Here is a 21,424-nt window from a genome sequence, read left to right as displayed (position 1 = left end):
TCCTTTCGGTCATACTCAACTGCCTATTCATTCTTCAACGTAAACCTGTACAGTTGGTAGCTTCCGGTCGGCTGGCGGCTTAAACATAACAGCCGATCATTCACCCATGCGAGAGCCTGAACATTGGACAGGTTGCTGTATAACATGGAATGCTCGCGCATCTGCTTCACCTGTCTTTGGTCCATATGCATGCCATAAAGCTCGGTAACTCCTCTGTCATTAATTGCAGCATAGGCCAGGTTCTGCCCGTCAGCCGAAACAGAGAAATTAAGCACCTTTGCCTCGACAATCTGCTGCGAGCCGCCGCTATTCACATCCAACAGAAAAAGACCCCCAGGCTTCTGGTACAAAATATTATGGTTTGAGAGAACCTGAAACGCATCGATGTAGGCTTCCGCAGCCAACAGCTTCAGAGTACCTGTCTCCATCTGATACTGAAAAAGCCCGCTCGTTCGATTATTATATTGAGCGGATAAATACAAGCTGTCCGTATCACGATCAAAAGAGGCATCCGTGATTCTTTCTTCCTGGATTCCGGCTAACTGAACACCAGCATCCATTAATAGCCCTAATCGTGCTTTAAAGTATAGTTCTTGAAACAAAAACTTGTAGTCGTCCGGATCTTCACTATTTTGCAAAAAAGCGTTGTCCATATCAATTCCTATGAAATAACCTTCACTGTAAAAAACACTATTGGAAGGGGCCTTCAGCTCCCCATGGCTCATCTGTTTATTTAACAGGTTATAGGAACTGATGGTTATCTGGCCAAACTTATCCCCCCGCTTGGGTAAAACGAGAATCTCGTTGGGGCTGGTAAAATAAAATGCAGGACTGCCTTCCTCCTGCAAAGGAATGCTTTCCGAGGTGACATGATCAAGTCTCGGTCCCGACGCAGAAGCAGCGTAGGAGCTGGCGAAATCCTCTTCCCCCAGGATGAAGGTCTGATTTTTGCCTGATGTAAAAAGGTGGACTGCCGTATAAAATCCAAGTATAAAAAAACCTAACAGTCCGGTCAGCAGCAGCATATCCTTGAGCCTGGAAGGTGCAACCCTGTTAAACATTCGCTTCACCTGCAAAGCGTACAGTGACAGTCGTGCCTTGCTTCATTTTACTATTCACCTGAATGCTCCCCCATGCTTCTCAACGATGCCTTTGACAATAGCCAGGCCAAGCCCGGCGCTTCCATGCTCCCGTCCCTTTCTCCCCGGCACACGGTAAAATGGCTCGAATAAATGCTCCAGTTGTGCAGCCGGCAGCCCTTCTCCCTGGTCTGTCACCTGAAGCACAGGGATCTCTCCCTCTTTGAACACCTCGATCCGAACGGTAGAATTTACACTCCCGTAATTAATAGAGTTATCCAGCAGATTAATAATGACTTCCTTTAACCGGTTGCGATCTCCCGTCATATACAGCTTGTCCCGGGCGTTGCATTGAATGCGAATGCCGTATTTGGCCGCTTTGATCTGCAACTCCTCACTCGTTTCAAGAGCCAATTCACCGAGATTCACCGGCTCCATTCGATATTCCGTCTGGGCGGACGATGCCTGCGCCAGCGCCAGCATTTCGATCACAGTCTCATTCAGCCGCTTGCCTTCTCTAATGATAGATTCCAGTCCTCTTTCAAAAAACTCCCGTTCCGTAAATTATTTTTTGGTGATTCATCCGATCACCTTGAACTGAGTATAGAAGGCAGATGTAACATTCCATCGGGTGCATGTATCTTGGATGTAAACCATTTGTATAAAACAGCACATTGTGTCATTCCCGCTTTTCACAAGTTTTTCAAAAAGGCTTGCATCATTCAGTAAATGATAGTATGATCGACACACAAGAACATATGAGCAATTATTCATATATTAGGAGGAAAATGTTATGAGCCATTCCACACATCAGCACTCTGCACATGATCATCATGATCATGGACACAGCCACGGACATGCTCACGGCCATCACGATCACGCGCATGCTCACATGCCAAATAACAAAAAAGGGCTTGCAATTGCCCTCATCATTACAACCGGAATTATGTTTTTGGAATTCTTCGGCGGTCTTGTTACCAACAGCCTTGCCCTGCTGTCGGATTCGGGTCATATGCTTAGCGATGCCGGAGCACTCGCTTTAAGTCTGGTTGCCATGTTCCTGTCAGCTAAGGCGCCATCGGCAAAAAAATCGTACGGCTTTTACCGGTTCGAAATCTTGGCCGCCCTGCTGAACGGTGTCGCGCTGTTCGTCATTGCCGGATTTATCATTTGGGAAGCCTATCAACGCTTCTTTGAGCCTCCAACCGTAGCCAGCGGCTCCATGATGGTCATTGCTTTTATCGGGCTGTTTGCCAATTTGCTCAGTGCCTGGTTCCTGATGAGAAAAAGCGATGTGAAAGAAAATATCAATGTGCGCAGCGCCTATCTTCATGTTCTTGGTGACGCGCTTGGCTCGGTAGGCGCCATCGTGGCCGGACTGATTATGGGCCTGACCTCCTGGTATGTCGCTGATCCGATTATCAGCGTGCTCGTGGCCCTGCTCATTTTAAAAAGCGCCTGGGGCGTTATCCAAAATGCCGTTCATATCCTCATGGAGGGCACACCGGCAGGAGTCGATTCGGAACAGGTGCGCGAGACACTGATGCAGGTGGATGGGGTCGTCGATGTACATGACCTCCATATTTGGACCATCACTTCCGGAATGAATTCGTTAAGCTGCCACTTGGTGATTGCAGACCAGAAAGACCATCAGGCCGTACTGCAGGAGGCTGTCCGTCTGGTTGAAGAAAAATTCAACATTTCCCATGCCACGATCCAGGTGGAAAATGGACAGCTGCAGCATGGTGAGCTGAAAGTTTAATAGAAGAATAGTCACCTTTTCAGGTGCAGATCAAAGCTGGCGGCTCATCTGCACCTGTTCGGCATACACAATAAAGCCGATTTGCTTCAGGATTGACCCCGTCAGCGTACTCCCAACCTTGGGCAAGTTAGGAACCGTGCGGTTAATATTTTCTGCAAATTTGCCAAACACATGGCTTAACATCATATGTATTAAATATTCACTGTCAGGGTGGCCGGGAAGCACTTCGCACTGATATAAAGTAGTGGATGTGTGTTCACCATCTGTGTTGAAGCTTCTACGATAATACGCGTACCCCACCGGATCACCCAGCCCACTGCGAACGATAACAGCCTCGCCGTCTTTGACGCTCTGCCAGTGAGTCTGCCAGGGATGAGTCGCACGGTAGAAATGGAGCTGCCCTGCATGAATCGGAAGCGCAGCTTCTATATGGTAATCTGCACTGGCCTGAATACTCGGTGGAGTATAACCGTTCAAGCTCCCTTTGAGGGTTAAATACTCAAGCTCATCCACAATCTCAAAGCCCGCCTTTTTATATAACGAAATCGCCCCTTCATTTTTACTTATTGCTTCAAGCGTAACTGTCTCTACAGCTTCGCCTTTTAAGAGATCAAGTGCGGCTAACATCAGCTTCTTCCCCACCCCTTTTCCCCTCATGGACTGCGCAACCCCGGTCCCACCGTTCCAGGCGATTTTTCGTCCCTGAACGGTTCGTATGCCGTGCATCATAATGCCGACGGGCTGGTTTCTGTCAAATGCGAGCAATGTAAGCGAAGGTGACAAATCCTCTGCTACCATTCTTTTCACAAACACATCCGGTGTGGTGGAAGCATCAAAATAATACCCTTCAAAGCCGTCGTTCCACGCCTTCACAGCGTCATCAATAGTACATGAAGTCATTTTCTCAATTCGGATCAAGTTTTTTTCCTCCCCCCATTCGTTTGAGAAGATTATAGCAAAAGTTATGAACAAAAAAACTCACTTTTCGTATGGATGAATCCATACAAAGAGCGAGTTTCGCTTAATGATTCTAAATATTAGTCTTCAAATTCCACATTATGATAAACCTGCTGCACGTCCTCCAGGTCTTCCAGAGAATCAATCAGCTTCTCAAACTGTGCCTGTCCGTCTTCCGGAAGCGTTACATATGTCTGTGGAAGCATCGTTAATTCCGCAACGCTGAACTCGTCAACTCCGGCATTTTTCAACGCCTCCTGTACAGCATGGAATTGATCAGGCTCCGCGTAAACGATGACTGCCTCATCCTCCTCAAGCACGTCACGCACATCCACATCCGCTTCAAGCAGAACTTCGATGACCTCGTCAACCGTTTTGCCTTCGAGTCCAATGATGGCCGTGGCGTCAAACATATAGGCAACCGAGCCGCTCACACCCATGTTGCCGCCATTTTTGCTGAATGCAGAGCGCACGGCGGGCGCCGTACGATTCACGTTATTCGTCAGCGCGTCCACGATAATCATAGAGCCGTTCGGGCCAAAACCTTCGTAACGCAGCTCTTCATAATTTTCATCCGCACTGCCTTTGGCTTTCTCCAGCGCACGGTCAATAATGGCTTTTGGCACATTATAGGTTTTGGCGCGTTCCAATACCACTTTCAGGGCGCGGTTGGATTCCGGGTCCGGTTCGCCTTTCTTGGCAGCTACGTAGATTTCTACGCCGAACTTCGCATATACTTTACTCGTGTTGGCGTCTTTGGATGCCTTTTTTTCCTTAATATTATTCCATTTACGACCCATACTGTTCCGCTCTCTTTCTATATCGAATCTAGAAATTTGGTTTTCGTTTCAAACATGACCTTTTCCATTATAGCTCTTAAAAAGCGCTTGAACAAGCTCCGTTAGACTCAAAGGTGCTGCGCATCAATGGTTTATAAGGCACTGACTCTTCGCATTAAAAAGAAGCCGACCTCGATTTCAGGCCGGCCTCGTATTTTAGCTGATACATATTTAGAAGGATACGGCTTGAGCCAATGTGCCAAGCTGCTCTTCGAGCTGGTGGACACTCCGCACGAAACGCACGGTTTTTGTCTCGGAATACATGACCACCGAGTGGGTTTCCGCACGGCTTCCAGGCAAATAACGAACACCTTGCAGGAACTCTCCGGGTGTCACCCCTGTAGCTACAAAGAGAACCCCCTGTCGGCCCACCATATCGTCCATGGTCAGCAGGCGATCAGGCTGGTCTATACCCATCCGCTTGCAGCGCTCCACATCCGCCTCGGATTCAGGGAGCAGCCGGCCCTGGATATCACCGCCCATGCATTTCATGGCCGCGGCGGCAAGCACACCTTCCGGCGCTCCACCAGAGCCTATATACAGATCAACACCGCTGTCCGCGCAGGTGTCAATTGCGGCCATGACGTCCCCGTGCCCAAGCAGCTTGATGCGCACGCCCGCTTGTCTCAGCACCTCAATGATGGAGCGATGACGCTCCCGATCCAGGATGGAAACGGTCAGATCCGTCAAAGGACGGTCCAGCAGGAGCGCCGCTTTGGCAAGGGTCTGCTCAAGAGGATCGTCGAGCGACAGCTTGCCCGCCAGCTTGGGTCCGACGGCCAGCTTTTGCATATACATGTCTGGCGCATGAAGCAGACTTCCTTGGGGAGCCGCTGCAATAACCGAGATGGCATTATTCAGCCCCTTCGCGACGGTTTCGGTTCCCTCCAGCGGATCCACAGCGATATCCATTTTCGGTCCCTTGCGGTTGCCGACCTTCTCCCCGATATAAAGCATAGGTGCTTCGTCCATTTCACCTTCGCCAATGACGACAGTGCCATCCATCGGAACTGTATTGAAATGGCTGCGGATAGCTGTCGTCGCCGCATCATCAGCGCTGTTCTTGTCGCCCCTGCCGCTCCATCTTGCCGATTCCAGCGCTGCCGCTTCCGTAATTCGCACCAATTCCAAAGCCAGTTGACTCTCCATTCCTCATCCCTCCAAATATATATGGTTTAGTTTGTATAATTTATCTTAATAGGTCGTTTTGAATCAGGCCCGCCGTTTCCTCGATCGCTTTATCCGTCACATCAATAACAGGGCAGCCCAGCTCCCCGAAAATGCGGCTGGCATATGCGAGCTCTTCCTGAATACGTTCCATGGATGCATACTGCGCATTATTGGGCAGCCCCATCACTTTGAGGCGCTCGCTGCGGATTTTAAGTAAATGCTCCGCGTTAATGGTCAAACCGAATATTTTGCCCTCCAGCTTTTCATATAATTGAGCCGGCGGCGTAAGCTCGGGAACGAGCGGATAATTGACGGTTTTATAACCTTTATGGGCCAGGAACATGGACAGCGGGGTTTTGGATATGCGTGATACACCAAGCAGGATGATGTCTGCCTTCAGAATGGCGCTGACATCCTTGCCGTCATCGTATTGCACGGCGAAATCCATGGCTTCCACCCTTCTGAAATACGGTTCATCCATGCGGTGCAGCAGACCGGGCTTCTCGAAGGGATCGTTGTTGAACGTATCCGCAACTGCCTGCATCATCGGACCCATGACGTCCACCACACGCACACTCAAACGCACCGCTTCTTCCTTAATCGCTTCCCGCAGCTCCGGCAGGGCCAGTGTATAAGCAACCAGACCGCCTCTTTCCGCAACCTCCTCCATCATCTGCCTTAATTCCTCTTCATCTCTGACATTCATATAACGTTTGATTTCTGTGTTCGGCAGATCGAACTGCCGCATCGTCGCTTGCACGACAGCCTCTGCAGTTTCCCCGATCGAATCCGAGCATATTGCAATAAAGTGGCTTGACGACTGTACCATTCCATTCCTCCCGTTAATCCTCGGCAACCATGTCGAGCAGCATTTTAATAATGTTGGTTTTCGTAATCCGGCCCACGACCTTCCAATGGGAGCCCGGCTTCTCGGAGTCGGACGGTATAACTACCGGAAGGCTGTCGATTTGGTGAGCAATAATTTTGCGCGCCGCCTCCAGTATGGTGTCCTCCGGGGACACGGTTACGACATTGGGCTGTCTGGTCATGACCATGCTGACCGGAATAGAACCGGCTGTCGGGTTACCCAGCGTTACCTTCAGCAGATCCTTCCTTGAAGCTACTCCCGCCAGGTTCCCCTCCTCATCCGTAACGATCAGATTGCCGACATTGGCGAGGAACAGCGACACCACCGCATCCTGGATGGTTGTCATTTCTCTCACAATGACTGGAACACTGTGAATTTCCCCGACCTTCTTTTGCAGCATCTTGAACTTTTCTTCCTGTCTCGTATTGCCCTTCTGGCCGAGGAAGTAGCCAACCTTCGGTTTGGCGTCGATATAATTCAGAATAACGAGCTTTGAAAGATCCGAGCGCAATGTCGGCCTGCTCACCTTCAGCATCTCTGCAATCTGTTCCCCCGTGATCGGGGCATGCTTTTGCACAATTTTTACGATTTCCATTTGTCTTGGCGTTAGTTCGATGTTGATCCCTCCGCTTTGTTCCACGTTCCTTGTCCTGCTCACCCCCTCCATTGCTCTGCGTATTCGACATGAATCACCGGGCAGGCCAGGACGAAGTAAGTTCCAACAATTGACTTGAACATATAATACGTCATAAATAATGATTATGCAACATACTACAGCATATATAACATCATAAATATTCTCTATAGGTCTATTAATACGGTGAAGAGCTAATTGAAACTGGAAGCGTCTCAGAATATGAAAAAAAGAGGACCTCCAGATCAACGGATCTTTGGAAATCCCCTTTGCTTCATTGATTATTTGCTTGACAGTGCCAATCCGATTTCAGACAGAATTGCGCTGCCCAGATAGGTGCCTGTAAATACAAAAATGGCCACAATGGCAACCCGCCAGGAGGTTTTGCGCAGATCGACCAGCCGGTCCACCACGGAAATGCCGGCGAAGGCCAGAATCGGTGTCGTGATCGACAGAAAATTCACTTGTGCAATCGCATTAACAAACACATCTGAGATCAGGCAGAATACAAGGGACGTAATCGATACCCAGCCCAGCACCGGGAATTCGGCAAGAAATTTGAGGGGCTGTTTTTTCATAAGTTGTGATATTAAAATACCGATAAACGAAAACAGCCACAACACGGCAAGCCCACTGATCGTGCCCCACGTCACATGTCCGCCCTCACCGGCCTTCAAAAATTTCATTTGCTCCGTAAATAAAATAAGCGAGACACTTAGTAGAAGAATAAGCGCATATTTAACGTATTGATTCAAGCCTTTACTCACTTGGTTCCACCTCTTACAAACAATTTGTACATCATGCGCTGCAGCGGCACAGCCAGGAATACCATCGTATATGTGCCCAGGAAGCTTGTCAGCAGCTGGCTCGCAGCCGCGTATGCATTGATCGTCTCCGCCATATCAGGCTGCTGCGAGACTAACGCCGACGATGCAGCCGTCATCATACTTGCAGAGCCTACTCCGGACGACATCGCCAAAGCTTCGATGGAAAAGCCCAAACCGTGCAGCACCGGCGCAATGACGCTGAAGAATAAAGTGCCAAAGAGCGTACCAATGATGTACAAGGACAGAACTCCACGGCCTTCGTCCGAGTTCAGGGTATATTTTTCCGAAATATACGCCAGTTCACCTTCACGGCCCAAGCCCAGGGTAGCCCCGATCGCCTCTCGTCTCAAACCAAGCAAAATGGCCACCGGAAGTCCCAGTAAAACTGTTCCGAGGTTGCCGATCTCCTGGATCAGAAACACCCAGCCCACCTTGAAGATTTCATTCAGCTTTGGAGCTACGTCAGCTCCGTATCTGGCCATAAGCGGCAGCATGATAAAGATCAGATATTTTCCCGCAAAGCCCACATTGTCGGGACTGTAAATTTTCTTGAGCAGCCCTTTGCGGAAAACCGGCACCCCCAGCACCATCGTGATCAGGATCGCAAACACAAGCGGCAGCAGATTGATGCGGATATTTCCGACCATAAACGATTGAATGCCTATAAACTCTGACGCGGCAATAACCAAAAGCACGAAAGCAAGCAAGTATACATATGTAGCTTTGAATTTCATCAGTGTCTTTTCTCCTATTCGGTTTTCATAATGGAAGCCAGCAGTTCTTCATAAGCGGCAAAGCTCCGGCGATAAAGCTGCTCGCGGTCAATGCGGCCCTTCATGCGCTCAAATACATCGGTCAGAAAACGCGGAAATACCTCATATATGAAATCGGGGTCGATTTCCTTGAAGTCGTCGCCGTGAATCGTGCCAGAAAAACCGCTGTAGCCGATTTGGATGCAGGGAATCATATACGATAAATCCCCGATATCTCCCGCTGCACTGATGGCGTTGTTGTTCAGGATGTCCTGAATTTCCTCGCTGGCTTCAAAAGCCTCCATGACAAATGTGGACAGATAACGGTTCTGTACGAAAGGAAGATACCCCATTTGTGTGGCAATCTCCACTTCTCCCTGCAGCGCGATCGCGCTGCCTTGGGCGGCGGCGTCCATTTTGGCGGCAGCTTCTTTCATATAGTCGACCGTCTGGGTGCGCAGATCCGTTCCCACCGTAATGTGGTTAGGGATGACGTTGGTGGACATATCCGAATGCATGACAATCGGATTCATGCGCACCTTCTCCGCATCCTTCATGTGCTGGCGCGCCAGACCCAGTGCAACATTGAATAATGTGGACATACTGTACGCATTTTTGCCCGAAAAAGGATCGAAGCCCGCATGCGAGGCTTTACCCCGGAACGTATACTTTTTGTATAAAAATCCGGCCAGGTCGCAGTTGATTTCCACCGTTCTCACCGGATACTCTCCGCCCATGGCGTGAACGCATATCCCTATATCAATATCGTCAAACACACCCAGCTTCATCGCCTCAGGCTTGCCGCCGAAATAGGAAATCGTGCCTTCATCCAGCAGCTTTTGCCGGTATTCCAGGTCCAGGTACTCCTCGGCAGGCACAAATACAAAGGCAACTCTGTAGTCCAAAGCTTTATACAGCCCTGTCGAATAAAAATGCTTGTACAAAGCCAGTGCAATGGCGACCTGACTGTAGTGCCCGCAGTTATGCGCTGCTCCTGTCACCGGATCGGCACGCCAATGAGTCGGGGCATATACGGCGTCCAGCTCTGCAATGAATCCGACGGTGAGCGGTTTGCTCTCACCCAAATACGTTTTCAACCCGGTGGTACTGAAGGACTCCAATTCAATGTCCGGGTTCACCTTGCGAAGGAATTCAGCAATCAGCGCGCTGGTGCGATTTTCCTTATAGCCCAGCTCCGGATGTTCGAAAATATCACGCGCTAAACTATAAATCTCCTCATAATACTCTGTGAATGCCATATTTCCTCCTGTTTTCAGCTTATTTATTCATTTTCATGAATTTGATGTTACTTTAACGTGATAAAACATGTCAATATTTTTTCTTTTTAAACCGCATTTCAAACGACAGTAACCCCCGCCTGGCAAGGAAAATAAGAACACTATGTTGAATAATAAAGATAGATTTGGCATCTCTCTTGCTTGTTTTTTCTTGAATGGGATGTCAGTAAAAAGGAGATGTCATGAGCGATGAAGCAAAATAAATACGATGACCCGAGTTTCTTTTCAGCGTATGAAAAAATGCCGAGGTCCGTCAGAGGGCTGGAGGCGGCGGGAGAGTGGCATATATTAAAAGAATTGCTGCCGGATTTGCGGAATAAAAATGTGCTTGATTTGGGCTGCGGTTACGGTTGGCATTGCCGATACGCCCATGAACAGCAGGCAAGTTCCGTCATCGGTGTGGATATCTCCGAAAAAATGCTGCAGAAGGCCCGTGAAATGACGAATGATCCGCTGATTTCATATGTACAAATGCCAATTGAAGACATCAACTTTTCTAAGGCACAATTTGATGTCGTTATCAGTTCATTAGCTTTTCACTATGTTGAATCGTTTGAATCCATTTGCAAAAAAGTGTATGACTGCCTAAAACCAGACGGAGCTTTTGTTTTTTCAGTTGAACATCCAATCTTTACTGCCCGCAACGAACAAGATTGGTATTATGATAACGAGGGGAACCGTTTGCATTGGCCGGTGGATCATTATCAGGCTGAGGGCCTCCGTGAAACATCATTTTTAACGGAGCATGTTATAAAATACCATCGTACCCTATCAACATATATGAATGACTTAATTCATACCGGGTTCAGTATTAAAGCGGTTAAGGAGCCCGCTCCTTCCAATGAAATGTTGAAAACTATACCTGAAATGAAGGATGAAACCCGCAGACCTATGTTTTTAATGATCTCTGCGATAAAGGAGAGACAAGAAAGGGCTCAATATGCAAATCTACACAAGTAGAATAGAATATTGGGCCCGCTCTGTCGACAGCTGAACGGAATGATCGTTTATGCCGGTTTGATGGATGCCTGCTGCCGGGATAAGAAAGGCATTTTGCGGGAGAGGCAGCTCCTCCTGTCCGTTGATGACCGTGCCCTTCCCGTACAAGCACAGGACATTTCCGCCGGTATAGTCATCGATCGCATGGGTGCTGTCACTGTGCACGGCCGCACGCTCCAGTTTCATTCTTACGTCATCCTCATTGCCCGACTCCACCTTGTGGATTAATATGGAACGGTTGGTATGACCGTTTAACCAGTTGGTTACATCCTCCAGCTTCGGTTCCACAGGCTTGCCCCCTATTCAACAGTTTTTGTGTCTTTATCCGCCTGCTGACCGATACGGATACAGGATCCCTTATAACCGTCCGTCGCTTTCATTTCCGCCAGATGCTCCCGCATTTCCGCATCCCCGGGCAGATCGGCCGTCAGCTTGAGAACAGGCTGATGAAATTCCACGTGCCCTTTTTTGCCGTTTGATTTCATGACATCCCCCCCAATCGATGCATTTTCTAATGGGATTATGCCCTGAAATCCGTTTTCCCAATCGTTACATGAGGGTGATGGATGAATCTGCACAGAAAACGCTCCACACCGGGGTACTTTTCGCCAAGAGAGTGAATGGTGAATCCATATTTCCGATAAAACTCTACCGCATCATGATCTGTTTCGGCAGTCACTTCTAGCGGCTGCTCCAATGCTATCCATTCATCGATCATTTTCCGACCGATGCCTTGCCTGCGTTTTCGTATATCAACGGCCAGATGGAGAATTTCAGCGAAATCTTCTGACCGCTTGGAACCAATAATCCCCAGCACCATATTGTTATCTGTCATCACATACAGTTTTGTATCAGGTCCGGAGTATACTTTGTCCAGGATCTGGTTAAGCCTCTCGCTGCTTGATGACCCTGCTGCATAGGACAGCAGTTGTTTAACGTCCGCTATGGATGCTGTACCGTTACGATATTCGATCAGCCTCATAATGCAGCTCCTTTCCTGACAGTTCTTGTACACTCATTGTTATACAACTATGGTCCAGTTTGCGCAAACCGAAAGAGAGCTGACGAAAAAAAGCACCCTGGACGGGTGCTGAAATCATACACTTTATGCTTAACTCTTGGCTTTCTCTTCCGCATGCGCCTTTTTAAGATCATCCCGCACGCTCTGCTCCCAGAGCGAAACTCCGGAACGATAGGCGGCTCTGCCATTCAAATGGCCGGCGACGGGGCCTGTGATAAACACAAATAGAATGCCCAGCAGCAGCTTGACGCTCACATGGTCCAAATAGAGCCAAAAGTAGAGAAACGCTCCGAACAGTACAAGCAGCACGCCAAGCGTGGCGCTCTTCGTGGCGGCATGGGAGCGCAAATACGCGTCAGGCAAACGCAGCAGCCCAAAGGCGCTGAGCGCTGTAAACAACGAACCGCCCAGTACAATGATTCCGCAAATCCATTCACCGATGTTGATCATCGTCTCCACGTTCAATCACCACACCCCTTTCTATATATCTGGCAAATGCGGTCGTTCCGATAAACGTCAAAACACCCAATAGCAAAATGATATCCATGAAAGCCTTCGTCTCCAGCAGCATGCTGAGCACGGCGATCATGGACAGGATGATAATGCCGATCGTATCCAGCGCCGTGATCCTGTCCGCCATGGAAGGCCCCATCAGCAGCCGCAGCAGGCAGCCAAGCGCTGCCAGCGACATAATAGCCAGCGAAGCAATGAGCAGTCCGTGCATCATGCTCTCGTCACCTCCATAATCGCCCTTTCAAAGGTGCTTTTGATCTGGCGGGATAATTCATCCGCGTCCTCGATATCCATGGCGTGGATATAAAGCGTCCGTCCGTCATGCCCCACCTCCAGCGTCAATGTGCCGGGAGTCAGACAGATCAGACAGGAGAGCAGCGTAATTTCAAAATCCGTCTCCAGCTCCGTGGTCATGGCGAAAATGCCGGGACGAATGTTCAGCTTGGGACGGAGAATTTGCCGGACAACCGCCAGACTGGACACCCACAGCTCCTTTAGAAACAGTAGCAGCAAATATATAATCGCCAATGCCTTTTTCATATAAAACCTGTCCGGACGCGCGCGGTAAATTGCCCATATAAGCACCATGCCGATCAGATACCCCACCACAAACCGTGAAGCCGACCATTCATCGTGGAGAAAAGTCCATACCAGCGCAATCGCAATATTCAACCCAATTTGATAGGCCATCTCAACTACTCCTTTAATACGGCTTCAATATAAAGGGCCGGCTGCACCAGCACCTCTCCCGCCTGGGAAACGTATGAATAGATCCCCTCCGAAGCGAAGCCCAGAATAAAGACGATCAGCAGCAGGAAAACCGACGGGATATAGGCCAGCTTCCACGACATCGTGGTTCTGGGATCATTCCCGATATTTCCGACATTCCCGGCGTCAGGAGCAGCGTCCTTCTCCTCTCCCCAGAACGCCTTCATGAATATACGAATCAGGGAATAAAGCACGATGAGGCTGGAAGCAACACCTATAGCTGTCAGCCAGTACTCCCCTTCCCCCAGACCGCCACGCACGATCAGCAGCTTGCCGGGAAAACCGCTGAGCGGCGGAATGCCGACAAGCGCCAGTGCTACAATGAGAAACATCCATCCTATGACAGGATAACGCTTGATCATGCCGCCCATTGCACTCAGCTTATCCGTACCCGCAGCAGCAATGATCATGCCGCCAAGGAAAAACATCAGCGCTTTGGCGATCATATCATGGATCAGATAATACACAGCTCCATTCATGGCATCTCCGTTTCCAACGGCCGCGCCGAATGCGATAAAGCCGACACCGATGATGACATTGTAATTCAGGATGCGCCGAATATCCCCGTAAGCAACGGCTCCGATGCCACCCAGAATCATCGTGCCCGCCGCCAGCCAGCCGATCCAGCTTTGAATATCAAAGAGCTGCTGCGGAAAAATGAGTGTAAATGTGCGAATGATGGCGTACAAGCCCACCTTGGTCAGCAGCGCGCCGAACAATGCCGCAACTGCCGGCGGCGGAGCGCTGTACGAGCCCGGCAGCCAGAAAAAGAGGAACAGACCTGCCTTCAAGCCAAACACAATGAGAAAAAGGATCGCAATGACAGACAGAACTCCTCCCTGCCCTGCTTCTGAAATGCGCAGGCTCAGGTCTGCCATGTTCAGGGTACCTACCACGCCATATAAATAAGCAACCGAAGCGACGAACAGAGTGGATGACACAATGTTGACGAGTATATATTTCAAGGTCTCCCGAATCTGCACCCTCGTTCCTCCCAGAACAAGCAGCGCATAAGAAGCGATCAGCATCACCTCAAAGCAGACAAACAGGTTGAAAATATCCCCGGTAAGAAAAGAACCGTTCACCCCGGCAAGCAGGAATTGAAAAAACGGATAAAAATAATGCTTCTCGCGCTGCTCTCCGATCGTGCCGAAGGCGTAAAACAGACAAGCCGCGCTAACAACCGCCGACGTCAGCACAAGCAGAGCAGCAAACATATCCGCCACAAAAACAATGCCATACGGCGGTATCCAGCCCCCCATATGAAGCGTCTGGATTCCCTGTTCGTGAACCTGCTGTACGATGACAGCCCCAACAATCATATTTAACAAGACACTGACGGCGCTGATGATCCGCTGGGCTGAAACGCTATTTTTAAGAAATACAAGCACAACCGCCGTACACAAAGGAATCAAAAGCGGCAAAACAAGCAGATTATTCATGTTCTTCCTCCCCAAGCTGATCCATGCTGTCCGTACCCAGCTTCCGATAGCCCTTGTAGGCCAACACGAAGAAAAAAGACGTCACACCAAAGCTGATGACGATGGAGGTTAGAATAAGCGCCTGCGGCAGCGGGTCCACATAGGACTGCGCTTCTTCCCCAAGCAACGGAGGCGCACCTGTCTTCAGCCGCGACATCGTGAGCAGCAGCAGATGAACGCCATGGGTCAGCAGGGATGTGCCAAGAATGACCCGCAGCAGGCTTCTGGAGAGGATCATATATACTCCTACGGAAAATAACACGCCGATTGCCAAAGCCATATACAGTTCCATGCCTACTCATCCCTCACAATCGTATACAAAATATTCATCGTGACGCCGATGACGGCCAGATATACACCGAGATCAAACAGCACGGCCGTAGCCAGTTCCGTTTTGCCCAGCAGCGGAAGCTGAAAATAACCGAATGCATGCGTCAGAAACGGAACCTGAAACACGAAGGAGCCGATGCCTGTCAAGAGAGCAACTGAAAGACCGGTGGCGATCAGCTTTTTAAAATCAATCGGAATAAGCCTGTTCACCGTCTTCATTCCAAAGGCCATCAGCATCAGCACTAGTCCTCCGGAAGTCATCAGCGCTCCGATGAAACCTCCTCCCGGCTCATGATGTCCCGCAAAAAACAGGTATAACGCAAACGTCATCACGATATATACAACGCCTGTTCTGGCTGCTGTCCGGAGAATCACGTCATTACTCTTGGCAAGATACATGCCTGCTCCCGGGCGTTTGTTTGGGGATTGTAACCCATCCGCATCTGCATCCAGGCTAAGTCTCGCCAAAGCAAAGATCGCCAAAGATGCGATGCCGAGCACCATAATCTCCAGCAGCGTATCAAATCCCCTGAAATCAACGAGAATGACATTGACGACATTGCGCCCGCCGGCAAGGTTATAGCTTTCGGCCAGGAAGAAATCCGAAATGGAATCGAAAGCCCGGCTGCCGCTGGCGGCAAGGGCGATCAAGGTCATGACTACCCCGACTCCGATGGAGATCACCAGATTCGGCAGCCTAAACTTCAGTGACGACCGGTCCCTGCGCAGCTTTGGCAGATGATAGAAGCAGAGCAGAAACAGCGTAACCGATACCGTCTCGACGATAATCTGGGTCAACGCCAAATCCGGTGCCCGGAATACGACAAAGAACAGAGAAACCGCATACCCGACGGCACCTGTCAAAATAATAGAGGTGACGCGCGATGTGGCGAACGGGACCGCCAATGTCGCCAGCACAAGCACAATCAGCACAACAGCTTCGTAAAACGACATTGGGGCGTAGCCCTCCATATTGAGGCTTATCCCGTCCGCCGCATAGAACGCGATCACTGAAGCAGCGATCATAAACGAAAAAATATACAGCAGATAGTGACGGACAGACCCGGTCATATAAGTCCTCGTTACTTTAAGCGCACCTTTATCCAGCAGCTTCAGGCCCGAATCATAGACCTGATTGATGCTGATCCGCTCTGTAAAGGGCCGGTTCAGCACGCGTATCCGTCCATGCAGCGTGTACAGTACAATGCCAAGCAGCACCACCCCGATCGTCATGAATATCTCCATCGTCCAGCCGTGCCAGAAGGAAATATGCACATGAAACGATTCACCGACTGCAAGCACAGCCGGATGAACGGCTGACATGGCCGGCTCGATCAGCGACTGAGACAGCAAATTCGGGAACAGACCAAATACAACGGCGAGCGAACCAAGCACCACTGGCGGGATCAGCATGCCAAGCGGCGCTTCATGAGGCTTCCGCTCCAGTTCTTCCGGTTTCTGCTTGCCTGCAAACGTTTTGAACACAAGCAGCATGCTGTACACGAACGTAAAAATGCTGGCAATCCAGGCGACTACAGGGATAAACGCCCCCCAGGCCTGCAAATTCCATACATCCAATTCCATGACGCTCAGCACACCGGTGAAGAACATTTCTTTACTGAGAAAACCGTTAAACGGCGGCAGTCCTGCCATGGAAAATGTACCGATCAAAGCGACCGTGAAGGTCACTGGCATAAGCGACATCAGCCCGCCAAGCTTGCGGATATCCCTCGTGCCTGCTTCATGATCGATATTCCCCACAACCATGAACAGAGCGCCTTTAAATACCGCATGATTGATCAGGTGAAAGATGGCCGCTGTTGTTGCCTTGGTATAAAATAGAGCTTCCTCTCCCGTATAAAACGCAGCGGCAGAACCGATGCCCAGCAAGCTCATAATCAAGCCGAGCTGACTGACGGTGGAGAACGCCAGCATGGCTTTTAAATCAGTCTGCTTTAGCGCCCGGTAAGAAGCATAGATGAGGGTCACCAGCCCAAACCCGGTTACAAGCCAGAACCAGCCTGCCAAACCGGCAAACAGTGGGCTTAAGCGGGCAACCAGATAAATGCCCGCCTTGACCATCGTGGCGGAATGCAGATAAGCGCTGACCGGCGTCGGTGCTTCCATCGCATCCGGCAGCCAGATGTGAAATGGAAACTGGGCAGATTTCGTGAATGCGCCGATCAGAATCAGCAGCATGGCAGGCACGAGCAGCGATTGATCCGCCAACAGCCCCGCCTGACCCATAATCCCGCTAACACTAAACGTTCCAGTCATGACATAGAGCAAAATAAAGCCGCTGAACAAGGCAAGCCCGCCGAACACCGTAATCAGCATGGACTTCAAGGCTCCGTATAACGATCTTTCCCTTCGATGCCAGAAGGCGATCAGCAGAAACGACGATACGCTCGTCAGCTCCCAGAAGCAGTACAGGACCATCAGGTTGTCGGACAAGACCACGCCCAGCATAGCGCCCATAAACATGAGCAGGTACACGTAAAAGCGGTGAACCGCTTCTTTGTTCATATCCAGATAAAATAATGAATACAGGACTACCAGAGAGCCGATCCCGCTAATGAGCAGGGCAAATAGCAGACTCAGACCGTCCAGCCTGACGATAAAGTCGACTCCCAGCGACGGCATCCACGGCATGACCGAGATACCCTGTCCACCATTTTGCACTTCAGGCAGACGGCTTAGAAAATATACAAACAGCAGAACCGGGACCGGAAGAACGAACCAGCCGGCATGCACGCGGCGAGCCAGCCGCTGCGCAAGCGGGATGGCTGCGGCAAAGATGAAGGGCAGCAGGATGGCTGCATGCAGCAAAGACAAGTTTCTCTCCTCCTCATACAAACATTTGCGACTAAAAACAGCTTTTCCATAAATCTCATCATTTCGACCTAAATTCCCCAAAAAAACGCAAAAAGAGCCCGCTGTTGGCAGGCTCCTCCGGTTTAAAGCATATGCTATTTTCTGTTCGCAATTAGTAATAAGTATACATGATTTTGTATTTTGTGTCAAAACTCAGCCAAACAATTCATTCACTTTGTCACGATCGAGCTTCTTGATGACCGCTGTCAACAGTGCCGCAGCCTGATCAAAGTCCTGCTTGGACATCACTCCATTATGAGAGTGGATGTACCGCACCGGGAAGCCAACGCACAAGGTCGGACAACCGGTGCCGCTGATATGAAATTTGCCGCCATCCGTCCCGCCCCCTGGCATGACATCGACCTGAACCGGAATCCCGAGCTCCTCGGCCGTATCCATCACCAGGTCACGCAGCCCGGCATGAGGAATCATGGTGGCGTCGGACAGCAGCACAAGCGGCCCTTCCCCGACATTGGACACCGTATGCTGGGACTCATTGCCCGGCGTATCGTAGGCTACACCCACGTCCAGGGCAAAAGCGATATCGGGCTGAACCGTGTTGGCCACCGTTACGGCACCGCGCAGTCCCACTTCCTCCTGCACTGTAGCTCCGGCATAGATGACGTTGGGATGGCTGTCATTTTGCAGCCTTTTCAGCACTTCAACAGCCAGTGCACAGCCTGCGCGGTTATCCAGCGCTTTACCGACCCACAGCTCATCATTGCGCATAGTCGTAAATTCAGATACAGGCACAATCCAGTCTCCTGGACGAACGCCCATCGCTTTCGCATCCTCCGCATCCTTCGCTCCGATATCAATGTACATGTTCTTAAGCGGAACGACCTTCTCCCGCTCGGCCTTGTCCAGAATATGCGGCGGCTTGGAGCCGACAATGCCTATGTAATCCCCCTTGCGCGTCTTTACCTTCACCCGTTGGGAAAGCACTGAATGCGGCCACCAGCCGCCAAGCTGCTGGAAGCGCAGAAAGCCCTTCGGCGTAATGGCGGTCACCAGAAAGCCGATTTCATCCAGATGTCCGGCCAAAAGCACCTTCGGCCCCTCAGCGTCTCCCGTCTTTTTCCCCAGCACGCTGCCGAGACGGTCCTTAACGATCTCTTCCGTCAATGGCTGCAGATACTCCAGCATCTTATCCTTGACATTGCCTTCAAAGCCCGAAACTCCATCCGTTTCCGTCAGCTCCTTCATCATCTTGGTTATTTCGTCCATAGTGTGACCTCCTGTGTATATTTAGAATAAACCCGCAGACGTTCGTTCGCGGTCAGCCTGTCTTTTGGGCAGCGAATATAACGGAACAGGCCCTGAACTGGGTCGGCTTGTCATATTTTTCTTCAGGAATAGATTGTAGCACGGTAGACTGCTTCAGCACATTCCAATCTTTGTACGCCTGACGGAATAAAGTTAATGCTCTGTCCGTTGGCAGGTTGAGCTCGATCAGTGGCTTGAGCTTGCGGTCAGAATCCGCTTCGATTTCCTCGATTCCGGTATTCATTGTAATACAGTGAATCCCTCCCGGCGCAGTACCTGCCTTCATCCGTTCCAATACCTTGATGAAAGCCTGCTCTGAGGACACATGCTCCAGACAGCCGCAGGCAATCATGTAATCATAGTTGCCATCAGAGAGCGGGGTATGTTCTGCATCACCCTTTTCCACCCTGATCATATCCTCGACTTTATACTTCTGTGCATTTTCCTGCAGCTTTTCTACCGCTTCTTCCAGCAGGTCCAGGCCGGTGACTGTGCTTCCGGTATGTCGAAGCCGCAGCGCGACAGGAATGGCATTCCTTCCGGCTCCGCATCCCAGATCCAGCACCTCCAGCCTGCTTTTAAACCGCAGCAGCCTTTCCAGCATCTCCATCACGACAGGGACCGGCTTTGACATCCATGACCCGGGCTCCAAAATCTCTTTCTCGCTGTACAACTCATCATGATAACTCGCTTCCGCCTTGCGGGCCTTCTCGAAATCGGCTTGTTGCATGTCGCATTCCTCCAGTGTACGGTTGTTACACTTCGTCTTTCTTAGTAATAACCAAATCCGGTATGGATTGCTACATAACAGCCGCTTTTAATGCAATGCTTCCTACTCTTCTCTCAAAACCCCATCCTTTCTCCCGATTATTTTCCATTATAATTTTGTTAAAGTTCATTATGCAAAAAATAAACCCCTTCCGTCCACAACCAAAAGTCCGTGTAAGGGATAGCTTTTGACCGTTTACTTAAAGGGGTGTTGGTGTTCGGGCCATATTGGCCTTGATTTTACAGTTAATCGGTAGTCAGGTATTGTCCGCTGCCTTCGAGCATTGGGATCAGATATTCCAGTGCCTCCAGATCATCTTCCCCTGCGGCCGTCAGTCGTATGGTCGAACCCGGGGCGACAATCATCAGCATCATGCCCAGCAAGCTTTTTACATCGATCCGGTGCTCGGACTCGCCAATGCTGTAGGTTATTGTAATCGTTGAAGAAAAGCGGGAGGCCTCCGTCGAAATACGGACAAGCTGCTCCCGGCTCAGCTGTTCCTTAACGGCAAATTCATGTACTCTCATCGTGGGTTGTCTCCTTCAATATGCAGTTCTTGCTCTACTACAATTTATCGTCAAAAAGGAGCTCCAGCTAAACCTGGTTTACCCGGATTTTGGAATGGTTATCAGAATAAATCTTTGATCATATGAAAATGGGGAATCCCAACCTCTGTAAACAAATCTCCCTCTTTGACATAACCGAGCTTCTCGTAAAAAGGCACCGCGCTCAGGCGTGCATGCAGCAGGATTTCCGCAAATCCCAGCTCCAGGGCGGTCTGTTCGGCAAACTCGACCATTCTTCTCCCGATGCTTTGACCCTGCACGGCCGCGTCTACGGCCACCTGCTTCATTTGCAGTCGGCTGTCATCCAGCTTTCTCAGAAGAAGCACACCTGCCGTATGTCCATCCGCAACCGCGCGAATATGGATATCCCCGTTCTCCAGATGGGTAGGATCATCCTGAATGCTTAGCCCGAGCGGTTTTCTCAGCAACCGGTCTCTTAGTTCCAGTGTTTGCTCATATTCGGGCGAACCCCATTCCACACGTTCAACAATTACGTTCATCCCAAGTCCTCCCTGTCGATTCTGTATAGTCATAGTCAAGAACCTAATCCAATCTCCTATTATAATAGTCTTGCTGTCTGAAAGGTCAAGAGAATGAGCGGATTCATAGCAAAAGAGGCTGATTTCAAGCACGACTCGTTATGCCTGAAAA

25 protein-coding genes are annotated in these 21,424 nt (G+C 50.1%); 2 read left to right on the top strand and 23 right to left on the bottom strand.

Features of this window, described 5'->3' with window-relative positions; all coding sequences use genetic code 11:
- Positions 1-23: 23 nt before the first annotated feature.
- Together ACI1P2_RS28140 and ACI1P2_RS28135 are read right to left on the bottom strand one after the other, a co-directional pair.
- On the bottom strand, positions 24-1,061 hold the full coding sequence (locus tag ACI1P2_RS28140; RefSeq protein WP_355326213.1) for a TolB-like translocation protein: 1,038 nt from the start codon (positions 1,059-1,061) through the stop codon (positions 24-26).
- 54 nt (positions 1,062-1,115) lie between these two features.
- Positions 1,116-1,562 carry a sensor histidine kinase gene (locus ACI1P2_RS28135; RefSeq protein ID WP_355326269.1) on the bottom strand — a complete coding sequence of 149 codons (447 nt, stop codon included), beginning with the start codon at positions 1,560-1,562 and terminating at the stop codon, positions 1,116-1,118.
- A 310-nt stretch (positions 1,563-1,872) separates the two neighbouring features.
- Between ACI1P2_RS28135 and ACI1P2_RS28130 the strand changes: the two genes are divergently transcribed.
- Positions 1,873-2,841, top strand: coding sequence for a cation diffusion facilitator family transporter (locus tag ACI1P2_RS28130; RefSeq protein ID WP_355326210.1), 969 nt, complete (start codon positions 1,873-1,875; stop codon positions 2,839-2,841).
- A gap of 30 nt (positions 2,842-2,871) precedes the next feature.
- Here the strand turns inward: ACI1P2_RS28130 and ACI1P2_RS28125 are convergent, their stop codons facing one another.
- The 8 genes from ACI1P2_RS28125 to ACI1P2_RS28090 form a co-directional block, all read right to left on the bottom strand.
- Positions 2,872-3,759 carry a GNAT family N-acetyltransferase gene (locus tag ACI1P2_RS28125; protein WP_355326207.1) on the bottom strand — a complete coding sequence of 296 codons (888 nt, stop codon included), beginning with the start codon at positions 3,757-3,759 and terminating at the stop codon, positions 2,872-2,874.
- Between the two features lie 119 nt (positions 3,760-3,878).
- Positions 3,879-4,598 (bottom strand): YebC/PmpR family DNA-binding transcriptional regulator, encoded by a 720-nt coding sequence (locus tag ACI1P2_RS28120; protein WP_355326204.1) that lies wholly within the window; start codon positions 4,596-4,598, stop codon positions 3,879-3,881.
- A 210-nt stretch (positions 4,599-4,808) separates the two neighbouring features.
- A complete protein-coding gene (glpX, locus tag ACI1P2_RS28115; RefSeq protein ID WP_355326201.1) occupies positions 4,809-5,786 on the bottom strand; it encodes a class II fructose-bisphosphatase in 978 nt (325 codons plus the stop codon).
- 40 nt (positions 5,787-5,826) lie between these two features.
- Positions 5,827-6,636, bottom strand: coding sequence for a pyruvate, water dikinase regulatory protein (locus ACI1P2_RS28110; RefSeq protein WP_355326198.1), 810 nt, complete (start codon positions 6,634-6,636; stop codon positions 5,827-5,829).
- Positions 6,637-6,649: 13 nt separating this feature from the next.
- Complete coding sequence (locus tag ACI1P2_RS28105) at positions 6,650-7,270, bottom strand: helix-turn-helix transcriptional regulator (protein WP_355326195.1); 621 nt, start codon at positions 7,268-7,270, stop codon at positions 6,650-6,652.
- A 320-nt stretch (positions 7,271-7,590) separates the two neighbouring features.
- Positions 7,591-8,076 (bottom strand): hypothetical protein, encoded by a 486-nt coding sequence (locus tag ACI1P2_RS28100; protein ID WP_355326192.1) that lies wholly within the window; start codon positions 8,074-8,076, stop codon positions 7,591-7,593.
- Positions 8,073-8,870 carry a DUF3100 domain-containing protein gene (locus tag ACI1P2_RS28095; protein ID WP_355326189.1) on the bottom strand — a complete coding sequence of 266 codons (798 nt, stop codon included), beginning with the start codon at positions 8,868-8,870 and terminating at the stop codon, positions 8,073-8,075. Before ACI1P2_RS28095 ends, ACI1P2_RS28100 begins: the two co-directional genes overlap by 4 nt.
- Before the next feature lie 14 nt (positions 8,871-8,884).
- A complete protein-coding gene (locus tag ACI1P2_RS28090; protein WP_355326186.1) occupies positions 8,885-10,147 on the bottom strand; it encodes a M20/M25/M40 family metallo-hydrolase in 1,263 nt (420 codons plus the stop codon).
- Positions 10,148-10,375: 228 nt separating this feature from the next.
- Between ACI1P2_RS28090 and ACI1P2_RS28085 the strand changes: the two genes are divergently transcribed.
- Positions 10,376-11,146 (top strand): class I SAM-dependent methyltransferase, encoded by a 771-nt coding sequence (locus tag ACI1P2_RS28085; RefSeq protein WP_355326183.1) that lies wholly within the window; start codon positions 10,376-10,378, stop codon positions 11,144-11,146.
- On the opposite strand, the gene ACI1P2_RS28080 is transcribed toward ACI1P2_RS28085, so the two are convergent.
- The 13 genes from ACI1P2_RS28080 to ACI1P2_RS28020 form a co-directional block, all read right to left on the bottom strand.
- Positions 11,135-11,473 carry a hypothetical protein gene (locus ACI1P2_RS28080; RefSeq protein ID WP_355326180.1) on the bottom strand — a complete coding sequence of 113 codons (339 nt, stop codon included), beginning with the start codon at positions 11,471-11,473 and terminating at the stop codon, positions 11,135-11,137. The genes ACI1P2_RS28085 and ACI1P2_RS28080 overlap by 12 nt on opposite strands.
- Positions 11,474-11,484: 11 nt before the next feature.
- Positions 11,485-11,670, bottom strand: coding sequence for a hypothetical protein (locus ACI1P2_RS28075; RefSeq protein WP_355326177.1), 186 nt, complete (start codon positions 11,668-11,670; stop codon positions 11,485-11,487).
- Between the two features lie 35 nt (positions 11,671-11,705).
- A complete protein-coding gene (locus tag ACI1P2_RS28070; RefSeq protein ID WP_355326174.1) occupies positions 11,706-12,167 on the bottom strand; it encodes a GNAT family N-acetyltransferase in 462 nt (153 codons plus the stop codon).
- Between the two features lie 129 nt (positions 12,168-12,296).
- Positions 12,297-12,656 carry a monovalent cation/H(+) antiporter subunit G gene (mnhG, locus tag ACI1P2_RS28065; protein ID WP_355326266.1) on the bottom strand — a complete coding sequence of 120 codons (360 nt, stop codon included), beginning with the start codon at positions 12,654-12,656 and terminating at the stop codon, positions 12,297-12,299.
- A complete protein-coding gene (locus ACI1P2_RS28060; RefSeq protein WP_355326171.1) occupies positions 12,640-12,933 on the bottom strand; it encodes a Na(+)/H(+) antiporter subunit F1 in 294 nt (97 codons plus the stop codon). The genes mnhG and ACI1P2_RS28060 overlap by 17 nt, the downstream gene beginning before the upstream one ends.
- Entirely contained in the window at positions 12,930-13,409 is a 480-nt protein-coding gene (locus tag ACI1P2_RS28055) for a Na+/H+ antiporter subunit E (protein ID WP_355326168.1), read from the bottom strand. The genes ACI1P2_RS28060 and ACI1P2_RS28055 overlap by 4 nt, the downstream gene beginning before the upstream one ends.
- 5 nt (positions 13,410-13,414) lie before the next feature.
- Positions 13,415-14,929 carry a Na+/H+ antiporter subunit D gene (locus tag ACI1P2_RS28050; protein WP_355326166.1) on the bottom strand — a complete coding sequence of 505 codons (1,515 nt, stop codon included), beginning with the start codon at positions 14,927-14,929 and terminating at the stop codon, positions 13,415-13,417.
- On the bottom strand, positions 14,922-15,260 hold the full coding sequence (locus ACI1P2_RS28045; RefSeq protein WP_355326163.1) for a Na(+)/H(+) antiporter subunit C: 339 nt from the start codon (positions 15,258-15,260) through the stop codon (positions 14,922-14,924). Before ACI1P2_RS28045 ends, ACI1P2_RS28050 begins: the two co-directional genes overlap by 8 nt.
- A 2-nt stretch (positions 15,261-15,262) precedes the next feature.
- A complete protein-coding gene (locus ACI1P2_RS28040) occupies positions 15,263-18,133 on the bottom strand; it encodes a Na+/H+ antiporter subunit A (RefSeq protein ID WP_355326160.1) in 2,871 nt (956 codons plus the stop codon).
- 192 nt (positions 18,134-18,325) lie between these two features.
- Positions 18,326-19,399 carry a M42 family metallopeptidase gene (locus ACI1P2_RS28035; protein ID WP_355326157.1) on the bottom strand — a complete coding sequence of 358 codons (1,074 nt, stop codon included), beginning with the start codon at positions 19,397-19,399 and terminating at the stop codon, positions 18,326-18,328.
- A gap of 52 nt (positions 19,400-19,451) precedes the next feature.
- Positions 19,452-20,168, bottom strand: a complete 717-nt coding sequence (locus ACI1P2_RS28030; protein ID WP_355326154.1) for a class I SAM-dependent methyltransferase — start codon at positions 20,166-20,168, stop codon at positions 19,452-19,454.
- Positions 20,169-20,452: 284 nt separating this feature from the next.
- A complete protein-coding gene (locus ACI1P2_RS28025) occupies positions 20,453-20,734 on the bottom strand; it encodes an HPr family phosphocarrier protein (protein WP_355326151.1) in 282 nt (93 codons plus the stop codon).
- A gap of 101 nt (positions 20,735-20,835) precedes the next feature.
- The gene (locus ACI1P2_RS28020; RefSeq protein ID WP_355326148.1) at positions 20,836-21,273 is read right to left on the bottom strand and encodes a GNAT family N-acetyltransferase; all 438 of its coding nucleotides are present in this window, start codon (positions 21,271-21,273) and stop codon (positions 20,836-20,838) included.
- Positions 21,274-21,424: the final 151 nt, after the last annotated feature.

This window comes from Paenibacillus jiangxiensis, from assembly GCF_046098255.1.
In the GTDB taxonomy this organism is placed as follows: Bacteria; Bacillota; Bacilli; order Paenibacillales; family Paenibacillaceae; genus Paenibacillus; species Paenibacillus jiagnxiensis.
This window is presented reverse-complemented; position numbering and strand designations above follow the sequence as displayed.